We start from the raw sequence: 16,014 nt of genomic DNA, 5'->3' as shown, positions 1-16,014 counted from the left end.
CGCGGAATAATCATCCCAAGCACGCCGCGTTCACATAGCCTGCCGACAGCTTGCAAAGCTGTCCTACCTTGCTACGCCTCGATGGCGCAGAAGTTTCTTAGCAGCTGGAGGCCGTTGTGCTGGCTTTTTTCCGGGTGGAACTGGGTGGCGATGAGTTTGCCACGGGTGACGGCGGCGGCGAAGGGCAGGGCGTAGTCACAGATGGCGGCGGCTACTTTACTGTCCGCTGGCTCCGGGTAGTAGGAGTGCACGAAGTAGAAAAACGGCTCGTCGGGCAGGTCTTGCCAGATGGGGTGGCTGGGGTCTGTTAGGGTGACGGAGTTCCAGCCCATGTGTGGGATTTTCAGGCCCACGTCAGGAAAGCGTTTGACGGTGCCGGGCAGGATTCCGAGTCCTTCGGCGCCAGGGGATTCTTCGCCAGAATCGAAGATGAGTTGATAGCCTACGCAAATGCCGAGGTAGGGTTTGTCTGCTGCTGCCCATTCTTGGATGGGAGTAAACATGCCTTGTTTTTTCAAGTTGGCCGCGCAATCGCCAAACTCTCCCTGACCGGGGACGACCAGGTGGGTGATGTCTTCGAGTTCTTCGGGTTTGGTAATGAGAGCCACGTCCGCGCCAATAGCGAGGAAGGCGTTTTCAACACTGCGGATGTTTCCGCGGCCGTAATCGACGATGCCAACTTTCATCTGTTAGAGCGCTTCTTTGGTGCTCGGGATTCCGGTTTCGCGTGGGTCGATCTCGATAGCTTGTCTTAGCGAACGAGCGAGGGCCTTGAACATCGACTCGGCAATGTGGTGGCCGTCACGTCCGTAGAGTAGCTCGACATGAATGTTCGCGCGCAGGTTGTTCGTCACAGCTCGGAAAAATTCTTCTACGAGGGTGAAGGGGAGATTGGGTGCATCTGGGGTGGAAACCGGAGCGCGGAATTCGAGGTGCGGGCGGTTGCTGAGGTCGATGACACAGCGACTGAGAGTTTCGTCCATCGGTAGGTATGAGAGACCGTAGCGACGGATGCCCTTTTTATCACCGAGTGCCTCGCGGATGCAATCGCCTAACACGATACCGGTGTCTTCCACGGTGTGGTGGGCGTCTACTTCGATGTCTCCGTCCGCTTTCACCGTGAGATCGATCAAGCTGTGCTTGCCTAGCAGGGTAAGCATGTGATCAAAAAACGGAATCCCGGTGGAAATATCCGTCTTGCCTGAGCCATCGAGGTCAATGGCGATGCTGATGGATGTTTCCGCAGTCTTGCGATCTTGGGATGCGGTGCGTGAGCTGGTATTCATGGAGACGGGAGATCAGATTTCAATTAGATGCATTCAGCGAACACATATCAAACGTGGTGACGGGCGGGGTTTATCGCCCATCTTGGACTGCAACAAGCCTTATTTGGCCGAGGCTGGCCGGTTGATCTTTGTGGTGGCTGATTCGTTGGCCGCTTATTTCTTGTTGCTCTTGGGCTTTTTCTTGGCCTCGGCAGCTTCCTTACGAGCTTTTTCGGCGGCCTCTTTGGCGAGGCGTTCCTGTTCGGCTTTTTCAGCGGCGGCTTTTTCCTCAGCAGCTTTCTTTTTGTTTTCTTTCTCCTCGAGCTGGTCGGCGAGGGGAGTCACGTATTTATCTGACATGCGGAAACTGGATTTCAGCTCGCGAATAAGTTTGGATGCTTCCTCGAGTTGACCATTGGCAAGGGCCGTCCAGGCACCACGGTAAGTAGGGCCGGCCATCTTGATTCTTGATGTGTCCAGCTTGGTGATGGACTGGTGTTCTGACTCGGCGCTACGGCGATTGTATTCGAGAGCGTCTTCGTTGAAGGGATCGATTGTGAGCCAGCGGGTCTTGAGTTCTTTTTCCTCCTGATCGATCAGAGTGGCGTACTTGGCCTGTTTCTGGGAAATGGTTTGCTCGGCGCGACGGCGGTCGTTTTCACTCAGGCTGCTGAGCACGGTCTGACGCTGCTTCAGTCTGGCGTCCAGTGTGTCCAACTCTTGCTGCAGTATTTTTTGATATCCCTGCATGACGCGGGCTGCAAGTGGCAGGCTGTCGATGAAGGATGTCGAATAAGGGTATTCGTTCTTAAGAACCTCCCATTTGCGAAGCGCAGGTTGGTGTTGGCCTTGGGCCGCAAGTTCGGAGAACTCTTCAGCGATCATGCGTGCATGAACATCGTAGGCATTTGCCTCGATGTCGGACGCGGTGATCAATTGGCCATTGAGTTTGACTCCTCCCTTTGAAATGACAGCGTATTCTTTTTCCAAGATATCCAAAGCTTCTTGCACTTCTTTGGCTTCATCTGATTTTGGGTGCTTTTTGAGAAAGCTTTTGGCTGCGGTAATGCGGCCTTGGTAAATATCAGATGCCATTCTGTTAGGAGTGGGTGTAAGCGGGCCGAGATTTTTGAAGTCCTTGGCGGCGTCCGTTTCCTGGATGATTTCCTGAACTTGGTCCTTGGGGATGCGACGTTCGTCTTTGATGGATTTGGTGACAAAGATTTGAACCAAGTAGCTGGTAGCATCCTCAGATAGCACCTTGCCTTCGTATTTCACGCCGGTTTTGAGCACGATAGTGTCAGCTGAAAGTTGGCCCGTGAGAGCTCCGGCGAGTAGCAACAGTTTGTAGACAGATTTCATCTTTAAATATGGATCGACCGATTATTCAGTCTTATGGATAAGTAATTACTTAGAGTGTTATTAAAGTAATCTGAGTTATCGCAGAAGTTTGTCAAGATCTTGAGCACTGGCAGCGGTGCCAAGAGTCTTGTCGCCTTGTTTGACCACTGCGCCACCGCTAGTGAGCTTGGAGGCATCATCCTTGAGTCCAGGGTAGCTGCCATCTGCCGTTACGTGAACGATCTGGCATGCATGTGGTAGGGCCGCATTCAGTAACTCTGCAGATGCCGGAGCTTTCAAATAAACGGTTTTGAGATTGAGTTGTGCGTCAGCTGTCAGGAAGTCAATGCTGGCAAGTGGTGCCCTATCGGTCATAGACAGGAGATGCAGTCTGATATTGTGCGCCTGTTTAGCGTAATCTGTTCCACCTAGGTTGTTTTCGAGCCGCTTGGCATTGGAGTAGGCGATGCCCCATGTGCATTCATTATTCAGGGGCTTAATGGTGATGAACTGTCGGATTTTGAAAGGGTGGGGGTAGGTGGAGCCGTCGGTTTCCGAGAGGCTCGAAAATTCGGCGTCAGAAAGTCGGGAGTTCATCTGCTGATGGATTTTTGCGGCCCATTCGAGCCATGTGCTATCTTGGCTAACTTCATAGAGATCCAGGGCGGCGCGGCTCACTTTGACGTAATCGATGCCATGAGCTTGGCTGTCCAAGAGTTGGCCGTTGTATCGGCTTCTCTGGAGTGTGCCTGAGCCATCGATGCAGTTTTTCTGGATGAAGGTGAGGATACCTTTGGCTTTTTCAAGGCGCGCTTGATTGCCGGATGCGCGATATGCGCTGACGTAAGCACTTGCGAGTGCCGCCATGGAATCGGTGGTGGTAAGTTTTTCCTCAACTCTGGTGGCGGATTTTTCCGTGCGGAGCTTGGCGAGCTTTTTGGTGATCGATTCGAGTTTCTCTTTCAGACTCTCCTGCGGAATGCCGGTCAGTGTGGCCAGTTCGCTCATTGAGAGCTTCCACGTGAGGGTGTTTTTCCTGAAATAGGAACGGTTGCGATCGTCAATCAGTGGAATATTGCCAAGGCCACTGATTTCAAATGCTTGCACACAGAGCTTGGTTTCTTCTTCAGTGAGAGCGGCTTCGATTTCTTCAAGTGTCCAGATGCATGGATTGTCTACAATGTCATGATCTGCATAGATGATACCCATGGCGTAGCCTCCGTCCGGGAGTGCTAGGTTTTTTTCAGTGTAGTCCAGAATCGCGTCAGCAGCAGTGAGATATTGGCTATCCTTGGTCAGCTGATAGAGGCGGTAGAGTGCCTGTGCGGTGGATGTCTGGGCTGGCAGGGTTTTGGCAAAGACAGGGAGGGCACTGGTAGCCTGCTGTATACCTGAAAATGAGCCACCGTCGAGGGGGTCAATCAGCCCGGCGAGTATGATGTTCTCTGCTGTGCTCTTGGCGATGTCCGAGTAATTCTTCCGCTTGATATCAGAAATGTCTGGGTGGTATGCCGAGAGGGTCATCAGTGCGGTGTAACGCGCGGGGAAGAGTCCGATTAAGTTGTCGATTGTGTTAGATGTTGGGTCAAACATTGAGCCAGCCTGTCTCACTGCACGAATAGGAGCGATTGGGTCGTCTTCTTCCACGACTTCTGGTTTGATCGCTTCGAGCCGTCGGATGAAATCCGTGCGGCTGTTACTCAATACGTAAGAGGGATCGTCCTGCCAAAGGTGGGTCACAGTGTTGCTCATCCGGCTGATGAGTTCGTGGATGTTCAGTTCATTGTTGTTGTTGATGCTGGTCCACGAGACTGGGATACCCTCATGGGAGAACCAGACTAACTGAGGCGAGTTGACGGAGGTGCCGGTGTTGACATTCAGTGATGCTGCCAGGAAGGCGAGGTCCTGATGTTGGTTGGCATCAACCAATACATTGATGTGGCTGCTGTTGAGTGCGGCACATGTGGCCGGAGAGTCGTTGATCTTTTTTAAGATGGAAAGGGAATGGCTGTCAGTGCCATCGCCAATAAAGGCAAAGACGGTTTTATTCTCACCCGAGGCTACCTTAAACACATTTTTGCTCCATGGTTGCCAATGGACTTTTGAGTCGGCTTGGTTGTGGAGGAAGCTGCTGGTGCCAGTGGTTTGGGCAAGATTGTTGCGATCCATCGGAATCACAATCTCGGTGGCCTCTGGCTCCAAAACGATCGCGGGCTTGTTCTCCTTGCAAGAGTTAGTCAGTCCAAGAGTGATGATGCCAATGGCTGAATAACTGAGTAATGGGAGTCGGATGTGATCTGGGGAAAGTCGGAGCATTGGGCAGGGTAGTGGCAATTCTCCGGCATGATAATTTGATCTCCTCAGGATGCACCCAAAAAAAACGATTAGTTATTGTCGGTAAATAGTGACTAAGATAATCTCCCGCTAAGGAAAAAGACTTCCCCCGGCAGCCTGCCGGAGTAGTCTCCGTGCCGAGTTTCATATTGCCGTGATTACCATTGCTGTTTCTAGCCAAAAAGGAGGTGTGGGGAAAACCACCGTCTCAATCAATCTTGCCCACGCATTTGCACGTAGTGGAAAACGCACATTGCTGGTGGATGCAGATCCGCAAGGTTCTGTGGGCCTTTCGCTTACCCGCCAATCGCGCACACTCAACGGGTTTTACGATGCCATTGCCGATCCCAATTTTCCCTTGGAACAGCTGATCGTGCCTACACGTTTGGACACACTGGCACTTGTCCCTGCCGGACAGTGTAGCGATTATGAACTTGGTGGAGGTGCGATGGGCGTATCCTTACACCGGGTCAGAACATTTTTCCGCATGGCTGCCGCCCAAGGGCATGAGGTCTGTATTATCGATACCGCGGCCGGATTGTTCGGTGTTACAGCGGACGTGTTATCCGCGTGTGATGCCGTGCTCGTGCCACAGCAGGCTGAGCCTCTCGGAGTGAGATCTGTTCCGAAGATGCTGGAGGCACTGACTCGCATGCGGGTGGTGAATCCGCGGTTGAATGTGTTAGGCGTGGTGATGACCATGGTTCAGAACCGTTTGGCTGAAAGCTTGGAAGCTGTTCAGGCCCTGAGAAACCTGCTGCCACAGAACATGGTGATGCGCACTGTGGTTCCTCGTGATGATCTTTTCGTTCGTGCCAGTGCCAAGGGCTTGCCAGTCGGGGTGATGGAGGAAGGCGCTGGTGTTCTGGCTGTTTTTGATAACCTACGATTGGAAACAGAAAATAAACTCAACGTCGATACCGCGCGCTCGTAACCTTCTCGGCAATTGACTGACAACCTTCCTGTAACTCTCTAATTTCTCAAATGGACCCCATACAATCATGGCTGGACGCCAAGGAAGTGCGCCGGATGGCGGAAAGCCTGATGGCCCCTGCTCCCGAAGTGGATCAAGCAGCCCTGGATGCCGGCTATGGGAAAGATTTTGAAGGCTTTGCCAGTGCCAAACCGTTGGCCCAAGTGGCACCGGAACAATTTTCTAACGAGGAAGCCGCTCATGCTCCTCAGCACGCTGTAGAGCCCGATTTCCCTCAAGAGAATCTACCAGAGGATCCAAGCCAGGGTGTGGGAACCACCGCTAGAATCGTGGTCAGCCATGCATTGGCCGATGCCAAGAGACTCGCTGAAGGTAGTGGGATGCTTTCCAATCCCCAAGTTGCTGAACCAGCGAATATGGACATGACCGAGGTGGCGTTGAACCCCTCGACGCCTGTGGCCGATCGACTATCTGAACCGACCGATCCTGACCTTGCTGATGACGAGCCGTTCCGGCCACTCATTGAAGAGAAGAAATCGCCAGCACCATCGCAGGGGATCGCGTTCTCTAATTCACCATTTCAGTTGTGCCAAGACCAGTCGCCAGACGATGATGTGCCAATTGCACGGCAGATCGATGACATCCCCACATTTGAGGATGAGGTCAAACCTGAGCCTGAACCAGAGCTGATAGAGCCACCTGCGACCGAACCCTTGGTAGAGAATATCGAAACCGAGCCAAAGGTAGTTCTACCCCCGGCTCCGCAAAAGCCCACTCCGCCAGCTTCTGGTGCTGCGCGCGGCCCATTTCTCACTCGATTAAAAAGATTCAGTGGTCTGCTGCGTGAACGATTGGACGCCCGGTCCATGTTCCTGATCGATAATGAAGGACAGATTCTCATCGACGAGGTCGGAAATGCTAAACTGGTGCAAGTGGCTCGCACGCTAGCCAATGCCTCACACACCGCTGCCCGCCAAACGAATGGAGCTGCCGATGTAGGAAATCTTCACGTGAAAATTGGCGCCAGCGCCACTCTCGAGGTAATTCCTTGTCGGAGCCGCTACGGGTTATTGATTCTGGGGGTTGTCTGCGATGCTCCGTTGGGCGCGGAGCGAGTCAGGCAAGTGGCCGAATATCTGGCCAAAACGGTCGATCCGGATGGTGGGGTGTAATTTCCTCCCCCTGCATTACATCTTCCAGCCGACATCTTATCTCTCGCCAATCTAGGCTGGGTGTGGTTTTCATTTCTTTGGTTCCGCTACGGGCCGTTTACTCATCAGCACCATGTATTCCGAATCATACCAGCAGAAACTCCAAGGGGTCCTCAATGAAATCGACTCCGCCGGTCTCTATAAACACGAGCGTCAACTTGCGTCTACTCAGAACCCGTCGGTCACACTCGATGACGGACGCGAGGTGATCATCATGTGCGCCAACAACTACCTCGGCCTGGCCGATAACCGCGAGGTGATGTCAGCTGCTGAAAATGCGATTCGACGCTGGGGATTTGGTATGGCTTCCGTGCGATTTATTTGCGGCACCCAGACTCTTCACCGTGAGCTTGAGGAGCGCATTGCCAATTTCTTAGGCACGGAAGATACCATTCTCTACACCTCATGCTTTGATGCCAATGGTGGCCTTTTTGAGGTATTGTTAGGGCCTGATGATGCAATTATCTCAGACCAGCTCAATCACGCCTCGATCATCGATGGGGTGAGGCTCTGTAAAGCACGGCGTTATCGTTACTCTAACAATGACATGGCAGATCTCGAGGCTCAGTTACAACAGGCTGATGCCGATGGCAAAGGACAGAAGCTGATCGCCACTGACGGTGTTTTCTCCATGGACGGTGTCATCGCGGACTTGAAGGGCGTTTGTGATCTTGCAGAAAAATACAATGCTCTCGTGATGGTAGACGACTCTCATGCTTCCGGCTTTCTCGGCAGAACCGGACGTGGGACTCCAGAGTATCACGATGTAATGGAGCGTGTGGATATCGTGACATCTACTTTTGGTAAAGCTCTCGGCGGTGCCTCGGGTGGGTTTACTTCTGGTAAAAAAGAAATTATCGATCTGTTGCGTCAGCGCAGTCGTCCCTACCTCTTTTCTAACAGTGTCGCTCCTGCCATTGTTGCTGCCACCTTGAAAGTATTGGACATGCTGGAAGCCTCCACTGAGCTGCGTGACCGTCTCGAGGACAACACCAAATACTTCCGCAATGCGATGGAGCAGACCGGCTTCGATATTGCCGGAAAGGATCACCCGATCACTCCTGTGATGTTAGGCGATGCGGCTCTGTCCCAGAAATTCGCGAACAAGCTTCTCGATCACGGAGTCTATGCCGTCGGCTTCTTTTTCCCCGTAGTTCCCCAAGGCACGGCACGTATTCGCACACAGATCTCAGCGGCTCATAGCCGTGAGCAGCTGGACAAGGCTGTGGAAGCTTTTGTGGCAGTGAAGGAAGAGCTGGGGATCTAATGTCGGAGCAGGGGTTACAGCCTGTGTTAGAAGAGTTGGGCCTGTGGCTCGATCAGATGCCGCGCACTGGTGCCGAGAACATGGCAGTCGACCAGCTGCTGATGGAGCATTGTGGCGACCTGCCGATACTTCGTGTTTACCAATGGAGCGAACCCACAGTCAGCTTTGGCTATTCCAACGCTCTGGCTGATGCGCGTAAAACCTTTCCCTGCGATGAGTCGGAAGAGCTGGCCTATATCCGTCGCTGGACTGGTGGTGGCGTCGTCGACCATCGCATTGATGTGACTTACACACTGGTCATACCTCGCACCGAGGAGTTGGCCCTCGTTCGCGGTGCTGAAAGCTACCGCATCATCCATCAGGCGCTGGCTGAAGTGTTGGCTGCCAAGGGAGAAAAGGTTCGCCTAACAAGTTGCTGCGAAGGTGATGGCGGCGTGGAGTGTTTTACCAACCCAGTGGCGTTCGATCTCACTCACATGGACGGGCGGAAAGTTGCCGGTGCCGGACAGCGTAGGTCGCGTTACGGGCTGCTGCATCAGGGGAGTGTCATTCCTTCGTCGATAAACGATCAATTCAGAACTGATCTGTTACCCAGACTAGGTGCACTTCTGGCTGAGAAATGCGTTGAGTTTTACCCTGAACAAAAAATGTTAGAAGGTGTCGCGGCTCTCGCCGCTGAACGTTATGCGGCCAATAGCTGGTTGCAAAAAAGGTGACCGAGGTCTGCAGCTAGCCGCTACTCAGCAGGCTCTTCCTCTTCAGCTGCCTCTTGATCATCTGCGTGATCGTGAGCTTTGGCATTTTCAGTGCCACCCATCAGCTTGGAAGGGAGAAACTCTTTGGTTTCCTTGTAGTGACGCAATGTCATTCCGGCGAATACGGCTACGATCATGAGAATGAATACCAGCAGTGTTTTGAAACCGCCTCCGCTTTGAGCGACTTGTGGCTGTGGTCGGTGTGCGCTGCGAGGAGAAGAGGTGCTTGCCGGTTTGGCGCTCCGCGCAGGAGCTTCCTCCCCGTCTCTGATAGACGGAAGTTTCTTCTTCTGATGGGTGGTGAAGTCCTCCTCACTGAGGTGGCCGATTTCTTCCTTGGAAAGCTGGAACCTCAAAGGAATGTCACCGACGAGAACCTCCATGCCGTCGTAAAGATCGATGACTTCCATCTGGGTATCATCCTGCTTGATGCCATTGGTCGATCCCGTGTCCCGCAGAATGTATCCGCCCTCGACGCGCTCCATAACGCTGTGGTGGGTGGACACTGATGCGCATTCAATGATGATGTCATTGTCGCTACCTCGACCGATGTTGATGGTCTTGCGTTCCAGTTTGAAACGGTAGGGTTGTGGTGTTTTCCCTGGTTCGGAAATGGTGACTCTAGGCATGGTATGAAAGTTGATTTAGTGACTGCCGGCTAAATTGGCAGAATGGGGCGAGAATGCAATGTGATTCAAGGCTAAGGATTGATTATCATCTGCGGGTCTTTATTTTACTCCCATTACTGGGTGCCTTGGGGCGGAAGCGTTTGGTTTTGAGGACTGCTGAAGTTTCATCAAAAGTGGGCTGTTTGCCCTTGCTGACGAGAGATGCCTCGGCGGCATGGAAATCGGCCAGCCACTGCTCTGTTTGTTTGAGTTCATTGAGGAACATGGCATTTTGCTCCGTGGCAGCCTTCGAAAGGGTTGCATCAGCTGTGGTGGGCTTGTAAGGAGCTGTTTTCCAATGGGAAAGAATGGCACCTATCCGTTGCGAGAGGATTGTTTTGTTAGGGTGCTCGAGATGTAACGCGTGCAAATAGCAGCGCAGGGCGAGATTCAGATCAGCATTTTCCAACAGGAGATCCCCCATGACCACGTAGCTATCAGAAAAATGACGATCGTTTTTGATCATCTTGGTGAGTAAGGTGGCCCGCGACTTGCGCTCGTTGGTCACTTTATGCTTTCGGAAATAGCGTAGCTCGATTTTCGAGTAATCTTCTCCGAGGAAATTGACCGATGGAATGGGCTGTCCGCTAAGTTCGTATTTGGCACTCCACTGGAGTCTTTTTAGATACCAGTCGCCGAGCCCCATGTGACCCTCTGGTTTGATCTTCAGTGCCTTTTCCATGAAGGTGGCCGCTTTCTGGTAGTCGCCCATTTTCTTGTAGGTCACGCCCATGTTAGAGAGGCTGGCATAATCGCCAGGATGATCTTTGAGAATTTCTTTAAGTTGGGTCAAACCTTTGGCGAACTGCTTGGTTCTGGTGTAGGCGACGGCGAGGTCATTTTTCTCGTCCTTCGTTAGAGACGGTTTGGCTTCGAGTTTGGAAATTCTACTCTGGTAATAAACATCACCGTGCGAAGGAAACTGGCCCATCACGAGATCGTATTGCGAGGCCTTGGTCTGTAGTTCATCAATAATGGTATCCCTGTCCCACAAACAGGCTCCGGCGATGGCGATACATGCGATCGAGCTAAGGGCAAAAGAGGTGACGGGGGATACGCGGAACTTCATATTCTCAGAGTGGGCTAACACCCTAGGATGTGTAAAACGAAAAACGCCCGGCTGCGAGACGAACTCGAGCCGGGCGCTAATGAGGAATTATGTGATTAGTTTGCCTGTTGCAGAAGCTTCAGCTTGCTGACACGACCTGTGGTGTTCCAGTCCTGAACATAAAGGTTTCCGTCTTTATCAAAGCTAAGTCCGTGAGGGGCGGTGAAGATGCCGGGTTTTTGATCGGCAGGAGCGACTTTGAAATTAGCCCATTGCTTCTTGTTTGGGTTATCACCTACGACGGCGACTTCCTTGCCTTCTTTATCGATAATCACTACGCGGGCCTCGAGTTCAGCGACGGCAACATAGTCGCCATAGAAACTGACCGAGCACGGGCGGCGGAGACCGGTGCTGTATTCGCCGATCCAGTTGCCGTCGAGGTCGAGGTGAACCAAGCGGCGTTTCTCACGATCGCATACGAGCAGTCGGGGATCGCCAAAGCGGGTGTCGATTCCCAGACCGTGACAGGTTTTAAACTTCTCCTTGTCTCCGCCTCTGCCTCCGAAGCTTTTGACGATCTTGCCGGTTTTATCGAACTTGTGAATCAGGTTCGAGCCGTAGCCCATGCTGACAAAGATGTGTCCGTCAGGTGCCACAGCAATGCCAGTGATGCCTTTCAGGCCACCTGGGATTTCACCAGTGTCTTTGTTTGGGATCTGCATCACGATGTTGCCATCGAGGTCGAGCTTCACAGCGCGCAAAGTTTTGTTTTTCTTGCCGTAGGCATTGAGCTGAGCTCCGAAAAGGAACTGCTTGTCGCCTTCTGTCACCATCTGCAGGCTGTGCATCCCTTGGGCGGGAGAGGCGATGGCTTTGACAAAGGTGCCGTCCGGTTTGAACACACAGAGTGATTTTTCACCATCGGTACTGACGTAAATGAGGCCTTGGGCATCGACAGCGACTCCGCCGTGAGTCGGGCCGAGCTTGGCTCCGTCAGGGAGCTTGCCGAAGCCAGGGACGGTTTCGTAGGTGAAATCACCCTTGCCGGTGCGGACTACTTCAGTGATGGGTTCACCCTTGGGTGGGTGTTCGTGGCCTTCGTGAGCTTGGGCAGGTGCAATCAGAGCGGCACATGCGAGTGAGCCGGAGAGGAAATGTTTAATGTTCTGTTTCATGACGTCGTGGTTGGGAGTGTAGGAAGAACGGGCCTAGGGTGAAGAAAATTTCAAAGGAATACTGAAATCTGGGGTTTTTTTGATGTGGCAGGGTGTTATTTTTCTCAATCAGAGATTGGTCTCCAGCGAGAGTGCCTGCTAGGCTGTTCAGGATGTCATCTTATGCCCAACTCTTGAATAGCCTCCTACCCGATTCCGGGAAGGTGCGCGAGCATAGCTCCGGGGTTTCCAAGAAGCTCCCCGATGAAATGCATCTTCAGGCACTATGGTTTGCCGGGCAGATGGGGCGTGAATTTATCACCGTCGATGGGAGAAAGGTAAGGATAGTGCAGTTCGGTCACTGGAACCACAGTGCTGGTCCGGATTTCCTACATGCAGCTGTCGAGATCGATGGAGAGTTGTTATCCGGTCCATTGGAATTAGATCATCGGGCGTCTGATTGGGAAGCCCATGGCCACGCGGTGAATGAGGCATTTAACGAGGTTGTATTACATGTGGTATTCGCACCGGATTCTTCCGATCACTACACCCGCACGGCTGACCATCGTGAGGTTCCGCGTGTTTGTGTGCCATATTCTGTGCTGTGCGAGGCCTTGGATTTGCCGTTCCTAGAGGTGGCCAATGCGCATCCGGGGAGGTGCTTTCAGCCACTGTCGGAAATGGATGGTAGCCACATTGACTCATTGATGCTGGGTGCGGCGCGTCATCGGGCGCAAATCAAAGCGCGTAGAAGAAAACGCACCATTGATGTGGCTGGCGAAGATGGTTGGTTATGGCAGGCGATAGCCGAAACCTTGGGCTACCGACCTAACAAGCTAGCCATGACCCTGCTCGCGCAGCGGTTGCCCATCGACATGCTGAAGGGGAACCCGGAATCAGCCGAATCCATTATCTTTGGGGCTGCAGGTTTTCTCTCCGCGGAAATTCATGATCGGGCTGCCGCAGATAGCCGCGACTACTTACGTGGGCTCTGGGAAACGTGGTGGCAGGTGCGTGATGATTATGAGCCAGTGCCAGAGCGGGCGATACCGTGGAAACTTTCTGGCATTCGTCCAGTGAATCACCCACAGCGGAGACTTGCTTGTCTTGCGAGGATTGTCAGCCTATGGAAAGAGTTTTCCCGCATCTGCCTGACAACTTCCGGAGCCGAACCCCTGAGCCGATTTTTTGAAGAACTGAATCACCCGTATTGGAATCATCACTATACTCTGACTTCGAAACGTAGCGACAAAGACCTGGCCTTGTTAGGCCCAGACAGACTGCGTGATTTTCAAATCAATCACCTGCTACCTGTGCATCTGGAAGCAGACCGCCCTGCAGCGTGGGAATACTATCAGAAAATACCCGCGCCCTCACTCAGTGAGAAGGTTGACAAGGCATCCATCCGCTTGTTTGGCGATACAGTGCGAAGGAAATCCTACCTCAAAAAAGCATGGCAACACCAAGCCCTGTTACAAATCTATCAAGACTTCTGCCTCCGTGATGCTAGCGATTGCAAGGAGTGCCCATTTCCAGAGCAGCTCGGACAGTGGCGAGGTTGATTGATCAAGGAGTCTCTGTCGCGTAGGCGTAACGGTAGAAATACTTATCTTCGGATTCCGGAGCAGGTAATGTGTAGGTCAGTAGTCCATTAGTATCGGCGGTGATCGTGACACTTGTCCATGTATCGTCTAACAACGTTAGGCTGCTTTGGAACTGGTAGCTAAAGTTGGGTACACCAGTGGTGCTAACAGTGGCTTGTCGTTCCTCACCTTCACCGCTGAAAGTAATGGTCATTTGCTCGGTGGGTAAGATGATGAGTCTTAGTTCGTTGGTAACGGAGAAGGGGTCGGACCATTTTGGATCAGTGTAGACATTGGTTCCGGTCAGGGTGCCGAGAAATGTAATGAGGTCAGATTGTTCCGTGGCTGTGAGATTGAGCCGTTGTGGGGTATCTCCCGCTGGCCCAGGTGGGCCTCCGGGTTGGGTTAGACGAGGGTCGAGGTTTGGAACAATAGCAGGGATGGAATTATAATGTGCCACGACTTCGGAAAGCGAGTTCAAGCTGGCATCATGCATGAAGCCTCCGTGAGGTGTTCCGTTGTTAGATACAAGGTCACGCAACGATGGGGATTTGGTATTGGTGGTATCGGCCCCTCCACCCAGCGAAGTAACGATGCCGTTATTACGTGAGTTCGGATCGATGTCGAATTCGGGAGGGCTATGACAGGCTGCACACCCTGCGCCTCCTTGGTTAGGTGGAGCGAGGAAAATCCGTTTACCGGCATTTTCGGAAGCCGTGAAATTGGAAAATGGAGCTCCGTCGTTCGGTGCGAGAGCCCGGCCGACATCGTATTTACTGTCGAACGATTGGATAGACCGGACAAATTGAGCGAGCGCACGCTGGAGTCTGTCTTCGGTGATGGAAGGGTCGCCATATGTGGCCGTGAACAGCACTTGGTATTCGACAATCATCGAGAGTCTCGTGATAAGATCTGCTAGCGATGGGTCATCATCACTGCCACTGAAGCCCATTTCAACGTGGTCTTGTATCGGCTGGGTGGCTTGCGCCTCGGCACTCGCTGCACGTTCATCCCAGAAGAAGCGTGATTCATTGGCAAAGCGGGCGTTGATCAAGCGCATCGAGTGCCGACCCGTGGTGCCGTTGACTCCGGTGCTGGCTACGTCAGGATCGCCAAACGCATGTTCCTGATGATGGCAGGACGAACAGGAGATGGTGTTGTTTCGCGAGAGACGTTTGTCGTAAAATAGAATGCGGCCTAGCGTAGCTCCGATGTCGGTGATGGGGTTTCCTGCCGGCGTGTTGTCCTTGGTGATATAGGCCGGTTTTGCTTGGTTCGCATAGTTGTGGAGCCTTGTCAGATCGATACTTCCATTCTGTGCCCATAGGGCGGCGGGGGAAATAAACAGGAAGAGTAGAGCCTTCATCCCACAAACTTAGGCATCAATTGTAAGCGCAAGATGTGGGTCAGGCGTCTTTTTGTTAAGACTTTGTAAAGATGGCCAGCTGAATGGCTCAGCGGGGGAGGAAAGTGGAACTAAAGATCAGGACTTGGTCTCAGCCAAGCATTCGACCTCTATGCCGACCCCTTCTTCCAGTACCAAGACTCGATCTGCCACGCCGAGGCGTTCTGCCTCAGCAATAAGGCGCTCGACGGGTTCGTGGTCCGGTTCATTGCCCAGAGGAAAAGTGCCGTAATGCATCGGGATGAGAATACCGGCTTCCATCTCAATGAATGATCTAACAGCCTCTTCAGGGTTCATGTGTACATCGCGACCGCTGGGTGCCTCGTATGCTCCGATGGGCATGAGCGCAACGTCTGGTGTATGATGTTTACCAATTTCTTTGAAACCTTCAAAATAGGCGCTGTCGCCACAGTGAAAAACCTTACAAACACCGGAGGAAATCATATATCCACCATAATCGCGATGGGTATCATGGAGATATCGAGCTCCCCAGTGATGACTTGGTGTGTGGGTGACTGTTAGGTCATTAATGTTTAGTTCATCCCACACGGACATTTCGTGCACACAGTTAAACCCAAGTCGTTTCACCAGTGATCCGCTCCCTTTGGGAACCACGATGCCTTCGTGCGATTCAAGGATTTTGAGACTTTTCTTATGCAGGTGATCGAAGTGTGCATGTGTTACCATGACGAGGTCCACCAGTGGCATCAGTGTGAGATCTAGACCAGGCAATCGCTGGCGTTTTACCACACCATGCCAGTGAGCCCAGTTGGGATCAATGATCACCGAGTGGTCGGGAAATTGCACGAGGAAAGAGGCATGACCGATCCATGTGACACGGATTTTTCCAGCTTCGGGCGGGTGGGGGATGGGCTCTCTAACAATGCCGTCAAGTTTCTGGAACATCTGCGGCAACAGTCGGCGTCGGAGGAAGTGATAGTTCCTGCGCGGCCATCCTTTTTTCGGCAGGATGCCGGCATAGTCACGTTTGGCCCGGCCACCGTTGTTGGTGTTGTCTTTATTACCTTTGGCGGCCATGTTTAATGAGT

The 16,014-nt window shown here is 52.6% G+C and carries 14 protein-coding genes; 5 read left to right on the top strand and 9 right to left on the bottom strand.

The genetic code is table 11. The features are described from left to right. Positions 1–71 precede the first annotated feature (71 nt). From hisH to ACSPJT_RS08395, 4 genes are all read right to left on the bottom strand, one after another. Positions 72–686 carry an imidazole glycerol phosphate synthase subunit HisH gene (gene hisH / locus ACSPJT_RS08410; protein WP_435895932.1) on the bottom strand — a complete coding sequence of 205 codons (615 nt, stop codon included), beginning with the start codon at positions 684–686 and terminating at the stop codon, positions 72–74. A 3-nt stretch (positions 687–689) separates the two neighbouring features. Next, complete coding sequence (hisB, locus tag ACSPJT_RS08405) at positions 690–1,286, bottom strand: imidazoleglycerol-phosphate dehydratase HisB (protein WP_435895931.1); 597 nt, start codon at positions 1,284–1,286, stop codon at positions 690–692. 153 nt (positions 1,287–1,439) lie between these two features. After that, positions 1,440–2,627 (bottom strand): PTPDL family protein, encoded by a 1,188-nt coding sequence (locus ACSPJT_RS08400; protein ID WP_435895930.1) that lies wholly within the window; start codon positions 2,625–2,627, stop codon positions 1,440–1,442. Between the two features lie 75 nt (positions 2,628–2,702). After that, positions 2,703–4,922 (bottom strand): DUF255 domain-containing protein, encoded by a 2,220-nt coding sequence (locus ACSPJT_RS08395; RefSeq protein ID WP_435895929.1) that lies wholly within the window; start codon positions 4,920–4,922, stop codon positions 2,703–2,705. Between the two features lie 172 nt (positions 4,923–5,094). Between ACSPJT_RS08395 and ACSPJT_RS08390 the strand changes: the two genes are divergently transcribed. The 4 genes from ACSPJT_RS08390 (at position 5,095) to ACSPJT_RS08375 (ending at position 9,068) form a co-directional block, all read left to right on the top strand. Next, positions 5,095–5,874, top strand: coding sequence for a ParA family protein (locus tag ACSPJT_RS08390; RefSeq protein WP_435895928.1), 780 nt, complete (start codon positions 5,095–5,097; stop codon positions 5,872–5,874). 50 nt (positions 5,875–5,924) lie between these two features. After that, positions 5,925–7,046, top strand: coding sequence for a hypothetical protein (locus ACSPJT_RS08385; RefSeq protein ID WP_435895927.1), 1,122 nt, complete (start codon positions 5,925–5,927; stop codon positions 7,044–7,046). A 112-nt stretch (positions 7,047–7,158) separates the two neighbouring features. Then, complete coding sequence (locus tag ACSPJT_RS08380) at positions 7,159–8,352, top strand: glycine C-acetyltransferase (RefSeq protein WP_435895926.1); 1,194 nt, start codon at positions 7,159–7,161, stop codon at positions 8,350–8,352. Further along, on the top strand, positions 8,352–9,068 hold the full coding sequence (locus tag ACSPJT_RS08375; RefSeq protein WP_435895925.1) for a lipoate--protein ligase family protein: 717 nt from the start codon (positions 8,352–8,354) through the stop codon (positions 9,066–9,068). Before ACSPJT_RS08380 ends, ACSPJT_RS08375 begins: the two co-directional genes overlap by 1 nt. Positions 9,069–9,088: 20 nt before the next feature. On the opposite strand, the gene ACSPJT_RS08370 is transcribed toward ACSPJT_RS08375, so the two are convergent. From ACSPJT_RS08370 to ACSPJT_RS08360, 3 genes are all read right to left on the bottom strand, one after another. Then, positions 9,089–9,736 (bottom strand): FHA domain-containing protein, encoded by a 648-nt coding sequence (locus ACSPJT_RS08370; RefSeq protein WP_435895924.1) that lies wholly within the window; start codon positions 9,734–9,736, stop codon positions 9,089–9,091. Between the two features lie 85 nt (positions 9,737–9,821). Then, on the bottom strand, positions 9,822–10,844 hold the full coding sequence (locus ACSPJT_RS08365; RefSeq protein ID WP_435895923.1) for a tetratricopeptide repeat protein: 1,023 nt from the start codon (positions 10,842–10,844) through the stop codon (positions 9,822–9,824). A gap of 95 nt (positions 10,845–10,939) precedes the next feature. After that, the gene (locus tag ACSPJT_RS08360) at positions 10,940–11,998 is read right to left on the bottom strand and encodes an NHL repeat-containing protein (RefSeq protein ID WP_435895922.1); all 1,059 of its coding nucleotides are present in this window, start codon (positions 11,996–11,998) and stop codon (positions 10,940–10,942) included. Between the two features lie 173 nt (positions 11,999–12,171). Here ACSPJT_RS08360 and ACSPJT_RS08355 point away from each other — a divergent pair, with 173 nt between their 5' ends. Then, complete coding sequence (locus tag ACSPJT_RS08355; RefSeq protein WP_435895921.1) at positions 12,172–13,539, top strand: DUF2851 family protein; 1,368 nt, start codon at positions 12,172–12,174, stop codon at positions 13,537–13,539. 4 nt (positions 13,540–13,543) lie between these two features. Here ACSPJT_RS08355 and ACSPJT_RS08350 read toward each other — a convergent pair whose 3' ends face one another. Both ACSPJT_RS08350 and ACSPJT_RS08345 read right to left on the bottom strand, forming a co-directional pair. After that, on the bottom strand, positions 13,544–14,926 hold the full coding sequence (locus ACSPJT_RS08350; protein ID WP_435895920.1) for a cytochrome-c peroxidase: 1,383 nt from the start codon (positions 14,924–14,926) through the stop codon (positions 13,544–13,546). Positions 14,927–15,043: 117 nt separating this feature from the next. Then, positions 15,044–16,003: an MBL fold metallo-hydrolase gene (locus ACSPJT_RS08345; protein ID WP_435895919.1), complete on the bottom strand. Its 960-nt coding sequence runs from the start codon at positions 16,001–16,003 to the stop codon at positions 15,044–15,046. Positions 16,004–16,014: the final 11 nt, after the last annotated feature.

The organism is Oceaniferula spumae, assembly GCF_042849255.1.
Taxonomy (GTDB): Bacteria; Verrucomicrobiota; Verrucomicrobiia; order Verrucomicrobiales; family Akkermansiaceae; genus Oceaniferula; species Oceaniferula spumae.
This window is presented reverse-complemented; position numbering and strand designations above follow the sequence as displayed.

Excerpts from the sequence above, each read along its gene's own strand:
- hisH (WP_435895932.1), bottom strand. The coding sequence starts at position 686 with ATGAAAGTTGGCATCGTCGATTACGGCCGCGGAAACATCCGCAGTGTT.
- hisB (WP_435895931.1), bottom strand. The coding sequence starts at position 1,286 with ATGAATACCAGCTCACGCACCGCATCCCAAGATCGCAAGACTGCGGAA.
- ACSPJT_RS08400 (WP_435895930.1), bottom strand. The coding sequence starts at position 2,627 with ATGAAATCTGTCTACAAACTGTTGCTACTCGCCGGAGCTCTCACGGGC.
- ACSPJT_RS08395 (WP_435895929.1), bottom strand. The coding sequence starts at position 4,922 with ATGCTCCGACTTTCCCCAGATCACATCCGACTCCCATTACTCAGTTAT.
- ACSPJT_RS08385 (WP_435895927.1), top strand. The coding sequence starts at position 5,925 with ATGGACCCCATACAATCATGGCTGGACGCCAAGGAAGTGCGCCGGATG.
- ACSPJT_RS08380 (WP_435895926.1), top strand. The coding sequence starts at position 7,159 with ATGTATTCCGAATCATACCAGCAGAAACTCCAAGGGGTCCTCAATGAA.
- ACSPJT_RS08375 (WP_435895925.1), top strand. The coding sequence starts at position 8,352 with ATGTCGGAGCAGGGGTTACAGCCTGTGTTAGAAGAGTTGGGCCTGTGG.
- ACSPJT_RS08370 (WP_435895924.1), bottom strand. The coding sequence starts at position 9,736 with ATGCCTAGAGTCACCATTTCCGAACCAGGGAAAACACCACAACCCTAC.
- ACSPJT_RS08365 (WP_435895923.1), bottom strand. The coding sequence starts at position 10,844 with ATGAAGTTCCGCGTATCCCCCGTCACCTCTTTTGCCCTTAGCTCGATC.
- ACSPJT_RS08360 (WP_435895922.1), bottom strand. The coding sequence starts at position 11,998 with ATGAAACAGAACATTAAACATTTCCTCTCCGGCTCACTCGCATGTGCC.
- ACSPJT_RS08350 (WP_435895920.1), bottom strand. The coding sequence starts at position 14,926 with ATGAAGGCTCTACTCTTCCTGTTTATTTCCCCCGCCGCCCTATGGGCA.
- ACSPJT_RS08345 (WP_435895919.1), bottom strand. The coding sequence starts at position 16,003 with ATGGCCGCCAAAGGTAATAAAGACAACACCAACAACGGTGGCCGGGCC.